Genomic DNA, 14,214 nt, shown 5'->3' with positions numbered 1-14,214 from the left:
GCGATCAGCAGAAATCGCATGTGGTCGGTTCTTTCATTGCGCGGCGAGTTTGATCGGCGTCAGCGGATGGAGGTCGATGCCGGCGGGAAGGTGCGCAGGATGGCAGGCAGCATCGCTTCCTCGGAAAAATGGCGCCGAATGTTGGCCAGGCCGTGCCCGGACAGTCGCTGCCACAGATCCCCTTCCGCATGGAGCCGTTCAATCGCGGCGGCGAAACCGGATTCGTCATCCGCCAGCAGTACATCCTGGCCATCGGTCAGGTGCATCGCTTCGGCTGCGAGGGACGTTGCCACCGTGGGGAGTCCGTGGGACATGTACTGGTTGATTTTTCCCTTGACCCCGGCCCCGAAGCGCAACGGCGCCACACCCACGCGACAGCGCTCCAGCAAGGGGGACAGATCGGGGACGTGGCCATGCACCTGCACGTTCGCGGGAAGGCTGAGGCCGCCCAATGCTTCCTGCAGCCCAGCTCCCACCAGGTGGACATCGATCGCCTGCCTTTTCCCTTTGCCCAGTCGCGGCAGGATCCCGGAGACCAGCCAGCGCACTGCATCGGCGTTCGGCGGATGCCTGCCGCCGCCCACGAACAACACGCCGTGGCGCTGCGCGAAATGCGGGATTGTCGCGCGCGGTGCGTGAATGTTGGACACGATTTCGATCGTCGCGCCGGGCACGAGTTCGGCCAGCAGGTCGCGTTCCACTTCGCTGACCACCCAGGTCGTGTCCGCCCGGGCGATCTGCTCGAGTTCCTGTCGACGGGTCGCGCGCGCCGCACGTGCGAGCGCGGCCTTGTTCATCAGCTCGGCTTCGCGTCCTTCGCGCAGGAAATGCAGATCCACGGTATCCAGGATTTGTCGGGTCGTGGGTGCGTGTTGCCGCAGGAGCGGGAACCAGTAGCGGGCCAGGTGATAGCGGCATGCCAGCACACCGGCATGGGGTGCGGAACGCAGCAACCGGCTCGCCGGCATGGAGGACCAGCTTCGGCCGAGGACCCGCACGCCCAATGCCCGCAACGCATCGGCATCCGTGCCTTCTTCCCGCCCGTCCTCCGGCAGGAAGTCTACGTCCAGGCCGGCCTCCCTCATCAGGCGCAGAATCGCCAACATGCGGACGGAACCCGAATCGCGATCCGGTCGCGGCAGACTTCCGTCGATGACCAGCAAACGATTCCGCGGGTCGTGGTCGGGGATCGCCAGACGGCGCGGCGCGACGGGGGAAGGGGGCGTCGGCGGATCCGATACCTGGCCGGCCCGCAGCCTGTCCAACAAATGGCCCATGCCCCTGGACGCCAGGGCAACGCGCACGCGGTGCAGCCTGGAAAGCAGCCGGTGCCAATGGAAACCTATCAGTGGGAGCACGGTTAGCTGGGCGGATACTGAATTGCGGGCGATCCGGATCCTGGCCGTTGCCAGGACTGGGGTAGACTGCCCGGAATTCCCATTGTCGCATCCCCGTGGCCCATACCGACTACGACGACGAAGACGATTACGAGTACGACGAGGACGACACCGAGGGCCGCCCGGCCTGGCGCCAGCGACTGATCACCTGGGGCCTGGCAGCCCTGGGCCTGGGGCTGGGATTCCTGATTCCGTATACGTTGTACCTGAACCACCAGGTCACCCAGCGGTTCGGGGAGCTGCGCTGGCAGGTCCCCACGCGCGTCTACGCGCGCCCGCTCGCGCTGGCGCCCGGGGTGGCGATGGATGCGCAAACGCTGAACACCGAACTGGCCGCCGCCTCCTACCGCGATGACGGCACCGGCAAGCTGCCCGGCACCTACGCCCGTGAAGGCGGGCGCTTCACCATTTCCAGCCGCGGCTTCATCGACGTGGACGGGCAGGTGGCGCCACGCCGGGTCCAGGTGAGCCTGTCCGGCGGCCGGGTCGCCGGGGTGCGCGATCCCGATCGCCGGCAGAACCTGAAGGTGGCGCGACTGGATCCCGCCCGCATCGCGACCCTGTACGGCCAGAAGCAGGAAGAGCGCCGGCTGGTCCGGCTGAAGGAGGTTCCGCTGCTGCTGGTGACCGGCCTGCAGGCGGTCGAGGACCGCGACTTCAAGGATCACCACGGTATCGATCTCAGCGGCATCGTGCGCGCCATCTGGGTGACCCTGCGTTCCGGAGGCGAGACCCGCCAGGGTGCCAGCACCCTGACCCAGCAGCTCGCGCGCAGCGGCCTGCTCGGCATCGGCAAGGAAGTCACGCCCTCGCGCAAGTTCAACGAAATCCTGTTCGCGCTGATCCTGGAAGCGCGCTACGACAAGAGCACGATCCTGGAGGCGTACTTCAACCAGGTCTATCTCGGCCAGCGCGGCAGCCAGGCGATCCACGGCGTTGCCGCGGGCTCGGAATTCTGGTTCGGCCGCGACCTCAATTCGCTGACCACCGAGCAGGTTGCGCTGCTGATCGGCATGGTGAAGGGGCCTTCCCATTACGATCCGCGTCGCAATCCGGAGCGGGCGAAGGGACGTCGCGACTTCGTGCTGGGCAAGCTGCTGGAAACGAAGCTCATCGACGAAAAGGAATACAAGCGCGCGCTGGCCGCGCCGCTGGGCGTCACCCAGACCCCGGGTATGGCCGCCGCCAACCGTTTCCCGGCCTACGTGGATCTGGTCCGCCGGCAACTGGCGCGTGATTATCCGGAAAGCGCGCTGCAGGGTGCTGGCCTGACCGTGCTGACCGGCATGTCGCCGTCCGCGCAGGCCTATGCCGAAGGCGCGGTCACCCGCACCATCAAGGCACTGGAGAACAAGCGCCGGCCGCCGTTGCAGGCGGGCGTGGTGGTGACCGACGTGCACGACGGCGATGTGGTGGCGGTGGTTGGCAGCCGCGACGTGTCGCAGCCGGGCTTCAACCGCGCGGTGGAAGCGCAGCGTCCGGTCGGCTCGCTGCTCAAGCCGTTCGTATACCTGCTGGCGCTGGCGCAACCGGACAGCTATTCGCTGGCCAGTTGGGTCGACGATTCGCCGGTGACGGTGCAACTGGGCAAGAATCGGCGCTGGACGCCGGGCAACGCGGACAATCGCAGCCATGGCACCGTGCGCCTGATCGACGCGCTCGCGCGCTCGTACAACCAGGCCACCGTGCGCATCGGCATGAAGGTCGATCCGGAACGGCTGGCCGAGCTGCTGCGCGTGCTGGCCGGGATCAAGGCCGACGCCAATCCCGCGTTGATCCTGGGTTCGACCGACCAGAGTCCGTATGCGATCGCGCAGCTGTACCAGTTCCTCGCGTCCGGTGGCGAAATCCAGCCGTTGCACGCGGTGCGCGGCGTGCTGGATCCCAACGGCAAGCTGCTCAAGCGCTACGACAAGACGCCCGCGCCCGCGCAGGAGGGCGATTCCATCGCCGCCAACCTGATCAGCGTGGCGCTGCAGGAAGTGGTCAGCAACGGTACTGGCCGGCGACTGCTTGGCGACGGTCTGGGTCGCTTGCAGTCGGCCGGCAAGACCGGCACCAGCAACGATGGCCGCGACAGCTGGTATGCCGGTTACACCGGCGATCACCTCGCGGTGGTCTGGATGGGCAACGACAAGAACGAACAGACCGGCCTGCAGGGCGCCACCGGCGGCATGCGGGTGTGGTCCAACCTGTTCGCGCGACTGCCCAGCGCACCGCTGAACGTGTCCGGAAAGGGTCTGGACTGGCAGTGGGTGATGGGTTCCAACACCACCGATCCCGGCTGTCCCGGTGCCCGCCAGTTGCCGTTCGTGGCCGGCTTCGCGCCCGCCTACAGCGCCTGTGTCATCGAGGCGCCGGTGGCGCCGGAAGAAGAGAGCGGCGGCTGGCGCAGCTGGTTCGGCCTGGATCGCAAGCCTGAAGAAGCCCCGCCCGCCGAAGACACTCCCCCGCCCGCATCACCGCCATGAAGATGAAGTCGTTTCCGCGCACCGCCATCCTTGCCATTGCCACGGTATCGCTGGCCGCCTGCGTCACCACGCCGCCCGAGCCCGAGGCGCCCGCCGTCGCGCTGCGCACGCCCGCGCAGATGCTGGGTGCGGTCCACAAGGCCGCGCAGGGCGGCGACGAGCGCGAACTGAACGTGCAACCGCTGCGCGATCCGGAGGTCGAGGATCTGCGCGATACCGCCGGCAAGGCACTGGCCGCGGGCGATGCCGCCGCCGCCGCCGCCGCGCTGGACAAGGCGCTGGGCATCGTCGCCGACGACCCGGCGGTGTTGCAGGAGCGCGCCGAGGTCGCGCTGGCGCAGGGCGAATTCGATCGCGCCGAGCAGTTCGCCGCGCGCGCCACCGCGCTCGGTTCGGCGGTCGGCCCGCTGTGCCGCCGGCACTGGGAAACCGTCCGCCAGGTCCGCGAACGCCGTCGCGAGCAGGTGGCCGCGCCGCTGAAGCGTCCCAACCAGGCGCAACTGGACGAACAGGCGGCGAAGCTCGCGGCGCTGGATCGCGCCATCGGCGAGGCCGGCCAGCAATTCGATGCCTGCACGGTGCCCGGCATCAATAGAATGTAAGGATGTCCCAGCTTGCCCAAGCCAGTTGCGAAGCCCTCAGCGAGGGCGGCGCCATGGCCAGCCGTCTCGATGCTTTCGTTCCCCGCGAGGCGCAATTGCGCCTCACCCGGGCCATTGCCGATGCCTTCGATCAGCGCGATGTGCTGATCGCCGAGGCCGGCACCGGCACCGGCAAGACCTTCGCCTATCTGGTGCCGGCGCTGCTGTCCGGGCTGAAGACGATCGTGTCCACCGGCACCCGCGCACTGCAGGACCAGCTCTATCACCGCGATTTGCCGCGCGTGCGCGACGCGCTGGGCATCGGGTTGAAGAGCGCGCTGCTGAAGGGCCGCGCCAACTACCTGTGCCGCTACCGGCTGGAACAGGCCAAGGGCGAGCCGCGCTTCACCTCGCGCGAACAGGTCGACCAGTTCCAACGCATCGTCGCCTGGGGCGGACGCACCCACTTCGGCGACATGGCCGAACTGGCGACGCTGCCCGACGACTCGCCGCTGCTGCCGATGGTCACCTCCACGGTGGACAACTGCCTGGGATCGGATTGCCCGTTCTGGGAGGACTGCTTCGTGGTGCAGGCGCGCCAGCGCGCGCAGGCGGCCGATCTGGTGGTGGTCAACCATCACCTGCTGCTGGCGGACCTGGCACTCAAGCAGGAAGGCTTCGGCGAAATCCTGCCGGGCGCGCAGGCCTTCGTGATCGACGAGGCGCACCAGTTGCCCGAACTGGCGGCCAATTTCTTCGGCGAAGGTTTCGGCATGCGTCCGCTGCAGGAACTGGCGCGCGATTGCCTCAGCGAGTGCAAGGACGTGCCCGGCGCGCTGGCCGCGTTGCAGGCGCCGGTGCAGCGGCTGGAACTGGCGCTGCGCGACTTGCGCCTGGCGATGGAGGGGTTGCCGGTACGCGGTACCCGCGAACGCGCGCTGGGCAAGATCGAGGTGAGCGAGGGTTTCGATCACGTGGTCGAAGCGCTGGCCGAGCTTTTCCAGTGCGTGGTCGGCATGGCCGAGGCGTCCATCGGTCTGGATGCCTGCGCCGCCCGCGCGCGCGAATTGTCCACGCGGCTTTCGCGCTGGCTGGGCGAAGGCGAGAGCGAGGCGATCCCCGGATTCGACGACGACGAACACGCGCATGACGCCGCCGGCGACGTGTTCTGGTACGAACTCACCCAGCGTGGTTTCCGCTGCCAACGCACGCCGCTGGACGTGTCCGCGCCGCTGCGCCAGCACCGCGAACAGTCGCGTGCGGCGTGGGTGTTCACCTCGGCCACGCTGGCGGTGGGCGGTCGCTTCGACCACTACGCCGAACGCCTGGGCCTGGAAGATCCGCCCACCCTGCTGCAACCCAGTCCGTTCGACTGGCCGCGGCAGGCGCTGTGCTACCTGCCCGGCAGCCTGCCGGATCCTGGCTCGCGTGATTTCGGCCGGGCGGTGATCGAAGCGGTCAAGCCGGTGCTGCATGCCTCGCAGGGGCGCGCGTTCCTGCTGTTCGCCTCGCATCGCGCGCTGCGCGAGGCGGCGGAACTGCTGCGCGGCGGTCCGTGGCCGCTGTTCGTGCAGGGCGAAGCGCCGCGCGCGCTGCTGCTGCAACGGTTCCGCGAATCCGGCAACGGCGTGCTGCTGGGCGCGGCCAGCTTCCGCGAAGGCGTCGACGTGGCCGGCGATGCGCTGTCGGTGGTGGTGGTCGACAAGCTTCCGTTCGCGGCACCGGATGATCCGGTATTCGAAGCGCGCCTGGACGCCATCCGCCGGCATGGCGGCAATCCGTTCCGCGACGAACAGCTGCCGCAGGCGGTGATCGCGCTCAAGCAGGGCGTGGGCCGGCTGATCCGCAGCGAGACCGATCGCGGCGTGCTGGTGCTGTGCGATCCGCGCCTGCTCGGCAAGTCCTATGGCCGGGTGTTCCTGGATTCGCTGCCGCCGTTCGCGCGCACCCGACGGGTGGAAGACGTGCAGGCGTTCTTTGCGCCAGAATCGGCGGGCCAGAGGGAAATGGATCTGTCATGAAGCTGCTTGCATTCGAGACCGCCACCGAAGCCTGTTCGGTGGCCCTGTATCTGGACGGCGAAGTGCGCGAGCGCTTCGAGATCGCGCCCCGCAGGCATGCCGAACTGGCGTTGCCCTGGGCCGATGCACTGCTGGCGGACGCCGGGGTGGCGCGGACCGAACTGGATGCCATCGCGATCAGCCGCGGGCCCGGCGCGTTCACCGGCGTGCGCCTGGCGATCGCTTTGGCGCAGGGCATCGCGATGGCGCTGGACCGGCCGATCGTTCCGATCTCCACCCTCAAGGTGGTGGCGGCGTCGCTGGTGCTGCCGTATGCCACCGAGCCGGTCGGGGCGAAGCAACGCATTCTAGCCGCCATCGACGCGCGCATGGGCGAGGTGTATGCCGGTGCCTTCATGCGCGATGGCGCGGATCTGGTGGCGCTGTCGGAAGAGACCGTGTCCGCGCCGGACGCGGTCGTGCTGCCCGACGAGGACGGCCGCTGGCATGGCGCCGGCACCGGCTTCGCCGCGCTCGACGGCGCGCTGCAGGCACGCCTCCAGCCCTGGCTGGCCAGCGTGGATCCGCAGGTGCTGCCGCATGCGTCCGATCTGGCGCAGTTGGCATCGCTGGCTTATGCGCGTGGCGAAACCGTCGCGCCGGAGCGGGTGGAGCCCGCCTACCTGCGCGACAACGTCGCGCTGACGCTGGCCGAGCAGGAAGCCTTGCGGGCATCCAAGTAGGCAGGCGCGGCCGTCCCACATCCCGCCCGCGCGATGGCGCGGACGGGATGTCCCGCTTCATGCGCGGCGCTTGCGCGCATGGACCTCGACGACGTCCAGGATCAGCGGACGCTGCTGCTTCGGTGCCTCGCGGAACAACTGCAGCAGGGAGCGTTCGTCACTGTCACGGGCGAATTCTTCCGGGGCGGCGACCAGATGCGGAGATTCCTGATCGTCGTTCCCCGCGCCGCGCCCCGTCGCCAGCCATTCGAAGCTCACGCCGGTGAGTATCGCCAACCGGATCATGTGTTCGACCGTGGGCGTGACCTCGGAGTCGGACTCCCAGTTGGCGACCGCGCCGCGGGTAACGCCGATTCGCTCGGACAATTCCTGTTGCGACAGCCCGGCATTCTGGCGGGCGATACGGATGCGTGATGTGAGTTTCATGTCGTCATTCCAGCAGTGAAGGAGCAACGAGCGTAGTGCGCGCATTCGCATCGCTGCAACTAACATTGACTCTCACATTGCAAGTTGCGTTTGCGAGAATTGTTCGCCAACGGCTGTCCGCTGTTCCGGATTTGGATGAGCGGATGAACGAAATCAAGAAAGAAGTTTGTTCGAATGCAAGGAGCAAATGCTCCGGATAAATGCCGCGTATTGATGGAGTCAAGACTCGCTTGGTGAACTAGCGCATGGAAACGCCCAATGTTAATTGACCGGGGTGCAAACCGTGTACGAGAAAGGGGACGGAAAAATCCGGCCGAGATGTCGCCGAATTTTCCTGCCCCGGGCGCAGGGGATATACGTCGTCTTCAGGAGTAAGGAAATGCGTGAACTTTCAATGAGCGAGACGGCAGCGGTTGGAGGCGGTATCGCGCCGGTGGTAGTAGTGGCGATCGGAATCTTGCTTGCCACTGGCCCAGGGTGTGCCACCACGGGCGGCTTGCGGAAGGGGGAGAAACCATCCGGTGAAGTCGTGGATCCCGAGTAGGTGATTCCGAAGCATGGTCGATCGCTGCCTCTGCCATGCGATTCGCATGGCAGAGGCTTTTCTCGCGCGGGTGGGGGATGAACATATATCGGGTGTTTTATCGGACGCTCGGCGTCACTTTGCTGTTGTTGGCCATGAATCTGTTCGACGCCCTGCCAGGGTTGCGAATCGAGGTGGTTGCAGGCTGCCTCGTCGGCGCGGGCATGTGTGCGGTTCTTGCGCTGGGATTCCGCCGGGATTGGAAAGGAGGCCGCGTGACCATTCCCCTGCTGGCTGGTGCGGCCTTCATCGTCGGTGGAGCGGCATTCGACATCTACGCGACGTTGCACCACTCACCGGATCTGGAACACGAAGCGAATCCGCTGGCCAGGACGCTCCTGGATGAAGGATTGGCGCCGGCAACGGTGTTGATGCTGGGAGGAATTGGCCAAACCTGCCTTGTTTTCACTTCGCTCATGATCTGGATGAACCTGGTAATCCGGTTCAAATGGTATGAAGGAAAGATCGGGACATCGGAGAGATCCGGGCTGGCCGGCAGGATGCTTCTGGCGAACAGGATGTTTGGCGCCCCGGACAACGGACTGGCGTCCTTGCTGGGGATGCGCACGGATCCCGAAGTCCTGATCTGCGGGGTCGGATTCCTGATGCTGCCCCTGTATGCCTATCGCTGGTATCTGGGGCTGGAATGGTTCGGACTCGTTCCCATTTCCAGAATCGTCGTGCCCGTGTCGCTGGTGGTGCTTGCGCTCGCGGTGCAATTCATCTGGGCCACACGCGTGTCGCGCGCCTTCCCGGGTTGATCCATTGTTGGCTGGATGCAGCGGGTTGCCGCAGATCAGCGCTTCCGGACGCACGCTGAGGCGGCGGCGGGCATCGGCGGCTGGCGACTACTCATCCCGTACTTCACCGCCGGGCAGGAAATTCCAGGTGCGGGTGACGTGCAGGATGTCGATGTGCTCGTCGGTTTCCGGCAGCGGCGGGAAGGGTTCGGCGAGGCGGACGATGCGCAGCGCGGTGGAGTCGAGCAGCGGGATGCCGCTGGACTGGATGATGCGGGTTTGCTCGATCGAGCCGTCGCGACGTACCGCCACGCTGATCACCAGCTGCCCGGCCAACCGCTTGCGGCGCGCCTCGTCCGGATAGTTGAGATTGCCCACGCGTTCGGCGCGATCGACCCAGGCGCGCAGGTAGTTGGCATAGGCGTACTCGCGGGTGCTGGCGGAGACGAACTTGCGCTTGGGTCGCTTGGCGTACAGCTCCGAGCGCAGATGGATTTCGGCGGCCAGCCGCGCCATCTCGGCGTCGTGCTGGATCTTGCGCTCGCCCCGCGGCAGGTCGGGGCGTTCGATCGGTGGCGTCGATTCGGCCGGCGGCACCCGCTGCGCGCTGTCGCGGGTGGTGATGACGCGCGCCTCCGGCGGCGGTGCGGGCGCCGGCGATTGCGCGCGCAACGGCTGCGGCGCCAGCCCGGTCTCCTGCTGCGGCACCCAGCCGGCCTGGCTGTCGCGCGGACGCCTGGCCTTGTCGTGGTCGCCGCCGCCCTGCTGATTGGCGGCGGCCAGGAAGTCGGCTTCCTTCGGGGTCAGCGGGGTCTGGGTCTGGCTGAGCACCACGTCCAGGGTGGGCACCACCGGCGCCGCCTCGTCCAGGCTGAAGCCCACGCCCAGCACCAGCATGCCGTGCAGGATCAGCGACAGCGCCAGGGTCGCGCCCAGGCGTTCGTTCTCGCCGACGCGGGGCGGGGCAACGGCAACCGCGTTCATGTCAGCCGGCCAGCTTGCGCTCGATGACGTCGAACAACTGCCCGGCGATGTTCAGCCCGAACTGGGCATCGAGCTCGCGCACGCAGGTCGGGCTGGTGACGTTGACCTCGGTCAGGTAGTCGCCGATCACGTCCAGGCCGACGAACAGCATGCCGCGGCGCTTCATTTCATGGCCGACCTGACCGGCGATCCAGCGGTCGCGCTCGCTCAGCGGGCGGCCTTCGCCGCGGCCGCCGGCAGCGAGGTTGCCGCGGAATTCGTCGCCTTGCGGGATTCGCGCCAATGCGTAGTCCACCGGCTCGCCATCGACCAGCAGGACCCGCTTGTCGCCGTCCTTGATGCCGGGAATGAAGCGCTGGGCCAGGGCCAGGTGGCCGGGGCCGACCAGGGTTTCCAGGATCACGTTGGTGTTGGGATCGCCGGCGCGGACCCGGAAGATCGAGCGCCCGCCCATCCCGTCCAGCGGCTTGAGCACGGCTTCGCCATGCTCGTGGACGAAGGCCTTGAGCGCGGCCGGGTCGCGACTGACCAAGGTGGGCGGGCAGCACTGCGGGAACAGCAGCGCGGCCAGCTTCTCGTTGAAATCGCGCAGGCCCTGAGGATCATTGACCAGCAGGGCACCGGCGGCCTGGGCCACCGACAGGATGTGGGTGTCGTACAGGTACTCGCCGTCCACCGGGGGGTCCTTGCGCATCAGCACCACCTGGCCGGGGCCGAAGCGCTGGTCGACCGGTTCGCCGAGGATGAACCAGCCGGCCTTGTCGTCCTTCACCGCCAGCGGGGCGGTGCGCGCCCAGGCCTCGCCGCCGCGCAGCGACAGCCCGCCCGGGACCACGTAATGGAGCCGATGGCCGCGGCGCTGGGCTTCCAGCAGCATGGCGAAGGTGGTGTCCTTGGCAATCTTGATGGACCCGATGGGGTCCATGACGACGATGACATCGAACGGCATGGCGGGGAGGTGGCGGACCGGTGCGGAAAGTGCCGCGATGGTAGCAGGCCGCGCCCGTCGAACCCGCCGGGAAGCCTGCGAGCCAAGTGAGACGGAGTTCGCATCGCCGTGTTCAGCTGGGGCCTTTCCCGAGGCTCAACTTGACAGTCCGCCCCGGGGCTGGAATATAGGGGCATCGCAGCGACGCCGGTTGGTCAATGAAGCGTCGCGCGCACGGGGATTCCAGTAATGACGCAGAACGCTGACCGGGCCGGGGAACTCAATGGCCTCCGGGTCATGGTTATCGATGACTCGAAAACCATCCGCCGCACCGCGGAGACCCTATTAAAACGAGAAGGTTGCGAGGTGGTGACCGCGACGGACGGCTTCGAGGCCCTGGCCAAGATCGCCGACCAGCAGCCGCAGATCATCTTCGTCGACATCATGATGCCGCGGCTGGACGGTTATCAGACCTGTGCGCTCATCAAGAACAACCAGGTGTTCAAGAGCACCCCGGTGATCATGCTGTCCTCCAAGGATGGCCTGTTCGACAAGGCCCGCGGCCGGATCGTCGGATCCGAGCAGTACCTGACCAAGCCGTTCACGCGCGAGGAACTCCTCGGCGCGATCCGCGCGCACGTCAGCACTTGAGTGCCGTGACGCCGACTGCCACACCGCGCACTGGGAGCGGGACATGAGTCGTACGCCGTTCGATATCCTCGCAGAATACGAGCGCCGCAGCCTGGCGCATGCGGTCGTGCTGCCTGCCGTCGAGCAGGCGCCCGACCAATGGCGCGGGGTCGGCTACCGGGTCGGCCAGCGCCGGCTGGTGTCCAACTTCGCCGAAGTGGTGGAAATCGTGCCGCTGCCGCCGATGACGCAGGTGCCGGGCGCGCAACCCTGGCTGCTGGGCATCGGCAACCTGCGCGGCAACCTGTTTCCCGTTGTCGATCTCAAGCAGTTCCTGGAAGGCGAGCGCACCGTGCTGCACGAGGGGCAGCGGGTGCTGGTGATGCGCCAGCCGGGCGGGGATGTCGCCCTGACCATCGACGAGCTGTACGGACAACGCAGTTTCAATGAAACCCAGCGGACCGAGCCGGGGAGACTGGCCGAGGGGCGTTACGGATATTTCGTCGACCGTGCGTATCACGGCGACGAGCACGATTGGGGGGTGTTCGCGCTGTCGTTGCTGGCGCGCACACCGGAGTTCCGACAAGCCGCGCTCTGACGCGGACGACAACTAGAAACAGCCAGGGGTTTGGAAATGAGCACTGCGGCGGATTCCCCCAACACCAGCAAGCTGGGCGGCCTGGGCAGCACGTCCTGGCTGGTCCTGCTGGTGATTGCGGTATTGCTGTTCGGCGCCAACACGGGCGTCGCCACCTGGCAGGGCAGCCGGTTGTCCGGCGCCAGCACCGGCGCATCGGACATGCGCGTACTGTCGCAACAGCTGGCCAACTACGGCCGCGAGGCAGTGGCCGGCAACGCCGATGCGTTCAAGGCATTCCGGACCACCAAGGAACGCATCGACACCACGGTCACCGAACTGGAAGGCCGGTTCGGCAAGGAAGGCGCCATCGTCGGACCGCTGACCCAGCTGAAGACGACCTGGGCGCCGCTGGACAAGAGCGCCGACCAGATCATCGCCAGCGAGGCAGCGGTGCTGGCCCTGTCCGGCAACGCCGATCGCTTCGCCGGCCAGGTGCCGCAGTTGCAGGCGCAGTTGAACGAGGTGGTGCGCGCGATGTCGGCCGGCGGGGCGCCGTCCTCGCAGATCTACAGCGCGCTGCAACAGGTCGTGCTGGCCGGCACGATGGCCCGTCGCGTGACCGAAATCCGCGCCGGCGGCGCCGGCGCCTCGATGGCCGGCGACGCGCTCGGCCGCGACGCGGTGCTGTTCGGCCAGGTGCTGGAAGGCCTGCGCAACGGCAACGCCGACCTGGGCATCGCCGCGGTCCGCAACGCAGGCGCGTTGTCCGCGCTGGACCAGTCGCAGGCGCTGTGGAACAACATGAAGAAGGATCTGGACGCGATCCTCGGCAGTTCGCGCAACCTGTTCGGCGCGCAGTCCTCGGCCGCGGCGCTGACCAATGGCGCCGGCAAGATGCTGGAGGACAGCACCCGGTTGTTCGAGGCGTTCACCGCGTTCGGTTCCGTGCGCGATACCCGCCTGTTCCCGAACTTCTGGATTTCGGTGGGTGCCGGCTTCCTGCTGCTGGTCTCGATCGGCGGCTTCCTTTTCAGCCTGTACCGCAATCGCCAGCGCGAACAGGAAACGCGCTACCAGACCCAGGTCGAATTCAACAGCCGCAACCAGCAGGCGATCATGCGGTTGCTGGACGAAATCAGCTCGCTGGGTGAAGGCGATCTGACGGTCAAGGCCTCGGTGACCGAGGACATGACCGGCGCCATCGCGGACGCCATCAACTACGCGGTGGACGAACTGCGCAACCTGGTGACCACCATCAACGACACTTCGGTGCAGGTGGCCGCCTCGACCCAGGAAACCCAGGCCACCGCGCTGCAACTGGCCGAAGCGGCCGGCCACCAGGCCGACCAGATCACCAACGCCTCCGAGCGCATCAACGAAATCGCGGTCAGCATCGACCAGGTGTCGCGCAACTCCACCGAATCGGCGGACGTGGCGCAGCGCTCGGTGCAGATCGCGACCGAGGGCGCCGGCGTGGTCCGCGAGACCATCCGCGGCATGGACCAGATTCGCGACCAGATCCAGGAAACCTCCAAGCGCATCAAGCGCCTGGGCGAGTCCTCGCAGGAAATCGGATCGGTGGTGGAACTGATCAACGACATTTCCGAACAGACCAACATCCTGGCCTTGAACGCCGCGGTGCAGGCCGCTTCGGCGGGCGAGGCGGGCCGCGGTTTCGCGGTCGTGGCCGACGAAGTGCAACGGCTGGCCGAACGCACCTCCGGCGCGACCCGCCGCATCGAGTCGCTGGTGCAGGCGATTCAGGCCGACACCAACGAGGCGGTCAGTTCGATGGAACAGACCACCGCCGAAGTGGTGTCCGGCGCGCGCCTGGCCGAGGACGCGGGCACCGCGCTGGGCGAGATCGAGCGCGTGTCCAGCGATCTCAACGACCTCATCAAGAACATCTCCGGTGCGGCCCAGCAGCAGTCGGCCGCGGCCTCGGACATCACCGAGACGATGGGCGTGATCCGCCAGATCACCTCGCAGACTTCGCTCGGCGCCAAGCAGACCGCCGATTCGATCGGCCACCTGGCGCAACTGGCGGCGGACCTGCGTCGTTCGGTCGCCGACTTCAAACTGCCGGGCTGAGGACGGAACGCACGGATGAAAGCCCGAATTTCCACCGCATGGCACCCGTCCCGGACGGGC

The 14,214-nt window shown here is 67.2% G+C and carries 12 protein-coding genes; 8 read left to right on the top strand and 4 right to left on the bottom strand.

What is annotated here, in order from left to right; translation table 11 throughout:
- Positions 1–59 precede the first annotated feature (59 nt).
- The gene (locus IB228_RS06510) at positions 60–1,277 is read right to left on the bottom strand and encodes a glycosyltransferase (RefSeq protein WP_192197932.1); all 1,218 of its coding nucleotides are present in this window, start codon (positions 1,275–1,277) and stop codon (positions 60–62) included.
- 170 nt (positions 1,278–1,447) lie between these two features.
- Here IB228_RS06510 and mrcB point away from each other — a divergent pair, with 170 nt between their 5' ends.
- From mrcB to tsaB, 4 genes are read left to right on the top strand one after another with little or no spacing between them, the layout of a single operon-like run.
- Positions 1,448–3,868, top strand: a complete 2,421-nt coding sequence (gene mrcB, locus IB228_RS06505; RefSeq protein ID WP_183641175.1) for a penicillin-binding protein 1B — start codon at positions 1,448–1,450, stop codon at positions 3,866–3,868.
- Complete coding sequence (locus IB228_RS06500) at positions 3,865–4,470, top strand: tetratricopeptide repeat protein (protein WP_183638894.1); 606 nt, start codon at positions 3,865–3,867, stop codon at positions 4,468–4,470. Before mrcB ends, IB228_RS06500 begins: the two co-directional genes overlap by 4 nt.
- 2 nt (positions 4,471–4,472) lie before the next feature.
- Positions 4,473–6,470 (top strand): ATP-dependent DNA helicase, encoded by a 1,998-nt coding sequence (locus IB228_RS06495; RefSeq protein WP_183638892.1) that lies wholly within the window; start codon positions 4,473–4,475, stop codon positions 6,468–6,470.
- Positions 6,467–7,192: a tRNA (adenosine(37)-N6)-threonylcarbamoyltransferase complex dimerization subunit type 1 TsaB gene (gene tsaB, locus IB228_RS06490; protein WP_192197931.1), complete on the top strand. Its 726-nt coding sequence runs from the start codon at positions 6,467–6,469 to the stop codon at positions 7,190–7,192. Before IB228_RS06495 ends, tsaB begins: the two co-directional genes overlap by 4 nt.
- 57 nt (positions 7,193–7,249) lie before the next feature.
- Here tsaB and IB228_RS06485 read toward each other — a convergent pair whose 3' ends face one another.
- Positions 7,250–7,618, bottom strand: a complete 369-nt coding sequence (locus IB228_RS06485) for a helix-turn-helix transcriptional regulator (protein ID WP_183638888.1) — start codon at positions 7,616–7,618, stop codon at positions 7,250–7,252.
- A 678-nt stretch (positions 7,619–8,296) separates the two neighbouring features.
- On the opposite strand from IB228_RS06485, the gene IB228_RS06480 reads away from it, so the two are divergent.
- Positions 8,297–8,962, top strand: a complete 666-nt coding sequence (locus IB228_RS06480; protein ID WP_192197930.1) for a hypothetical protein — start codon at positions 8,297–8,299, stop codon at positions 8,960–8,962.
- An 87-nt stretch (positions 8,963–9,049) separates the two neighbouring features.
- Here IB228_RS06480 and IB228_RS06475 read toward each other — a convergent pair whose 3' ends face one another.
- Positions 9,050–9,925, bottom strand: coding sequence for a TonB family protein (locus IB228_RS06475; protein ID WP_183638881.1), 876 nt, complete (start codon positions 9,923–9,925; stop codon positions 9,050–9,052).
- Between the two features lies 1 nt (position 9,926).
- Positions 9,927–10,874, bottom strand: a complete 948-nt coding sequence (gene gshB / locus IB228_RS06470) for a glutathione synthase (protein ID WP_192197929.1) — start codon at positions 10,872–10,874, stop codon at positions 9,927–9,929.
- A gap of 228 nt (positions 10,875–11,102) precedes the next feature.
- On the opposite strand from gshB, the gene pilG reads away from it, so the two are divergent.
- From pilG to IB228_RS06455, 3 genes are read left to right on the top strand one after another with little or no spacing between them, the layout of a single operon-like run.
- Complete coding sequence (gene pilG, locus IB228_RS06465) at positions 11,103–11,504, top strand: twitching motility response regulator PilG (protein ID WP_141455768.1); 402 nt, start codon at positions 11,103–11,105, stop codon at positions 11,502–11,504.
- Between the two features lie 43 nt (positions 11,505–11,547).
- Positions 11,548–12,081: a chemotaxis protein CheW gene (locus IB228_RS06460; RefSeq protein ID WP_192197928.1), complete on the top strand. Its 534-nt coding sequence runs from the start codon at positions 11,548–11,550 to the stop codon at positions 12,079–12,081.
- A gap of 36 nt (positions 12,082–12,117) precedes the next feature.
- Positions 12,118–14,154, top strand: a complete 2,037-nt coding sequence (locus IB228_RS06455) for a methyl-accepting chemotaxis protein (RefSeq protein WP_183638877.1) — start codon at positions 12,118–12,120, stop codon at positions 14,152–14,154.
- Positions 14,155–14,214: the final 60 nt, after the last annotated feature.

Origin of the sequence: Pseudoxanthomonas sp. PXM04 (assembly GCF_014851695.1) — a bacterium.
GTDB classification, from domain to species: Bacteria; Pseudomonadota; Gammaproteobacteria; order Xanthomonadales; family Xanthomonadaceae; genus Pseudoxanthomonas_A; species Pseudoxanthomonas_A beigongshangi.
The sequence above is the reverse complement of the archived record's forward strand: the minus strand, read 5'-3'. Positions and strand labels throughout refer to the sequence as shown.

Coding starts and splice junctions, on each gene's coding strand:
- IB228_RS06510 (WP_192197932.1), bottom strand. CDS start 1,277: ATGGGCCATTTGTTGGACAGGCTGCGGGCCGGCCAGGTATCGGATCCG.
- IB228_RS06500 (WP_183638894.1), top strand. CDS start 3,865: ATGAAGATGAAGTCGTTTCCGCGCACCGCCATCCTTGCCATTGCCACG.
- IB228_RS06495 (WP_183638892.1), top strand. CDS start 4,473: ATGTCCCAGCTTGCCCAAGCCAGTTGCGAAGCCCTCAGCGAGGGCGGC.
- tsaB (WP_192197931.1), top strand. CDS start 6,467: ATGAAGCTGCTTGCATTCGAGACCGCCACCGAAGCCTGTTCGGTGGCC.
- IB228_RS06485 (WP_183638888.1), bottom strand. CDS start 7,618: ATGAAACTCACATCACGCATCCGTATCGCCCGCCAGAATGCCGGGCTG.
- IB228_RS06480 (WP_192197930.1), top strand. CDS start 8,297: ATGAATCTGTTCGACGCCCTGCCAGGGTTGCGAATCGAGGTGGTTGCA.
- IB228_RS06475 (WP_183638881.1), bottom strand. CDS start 9,925: ATGAACGCGGTTGCCGTTGCCCCGCCCCGCGTCGGCGAGAACGAACGC.
- gshB (WP_192197929.1), bottom strand. CDS start 10,874: ATGCCGTTCGATGTCATCGTCGTCATGGACCCCATCGGGTCCATCAAG.
- pilG (WP_141455768.1), top strand. CDS start 11,103: ATGACGCAGAACGCTGACCGGGCCGGGGAACTCAATGGCCTCCGGGTC.
- IB228_RS06460 (WP_192197928.1), top strand. CDS start 11,548: ATGAGTCGTACGCCGTTCGATATCCTCGCAGAATACGAGCGCCGCAGC.
- IB228_RS06455 (WP_183638877.1), top strand. CDS start 12,118: ATGAGCACTGCGGCGGATTCCCCCAACACCAGCAAGCTGGGCGGCCTG.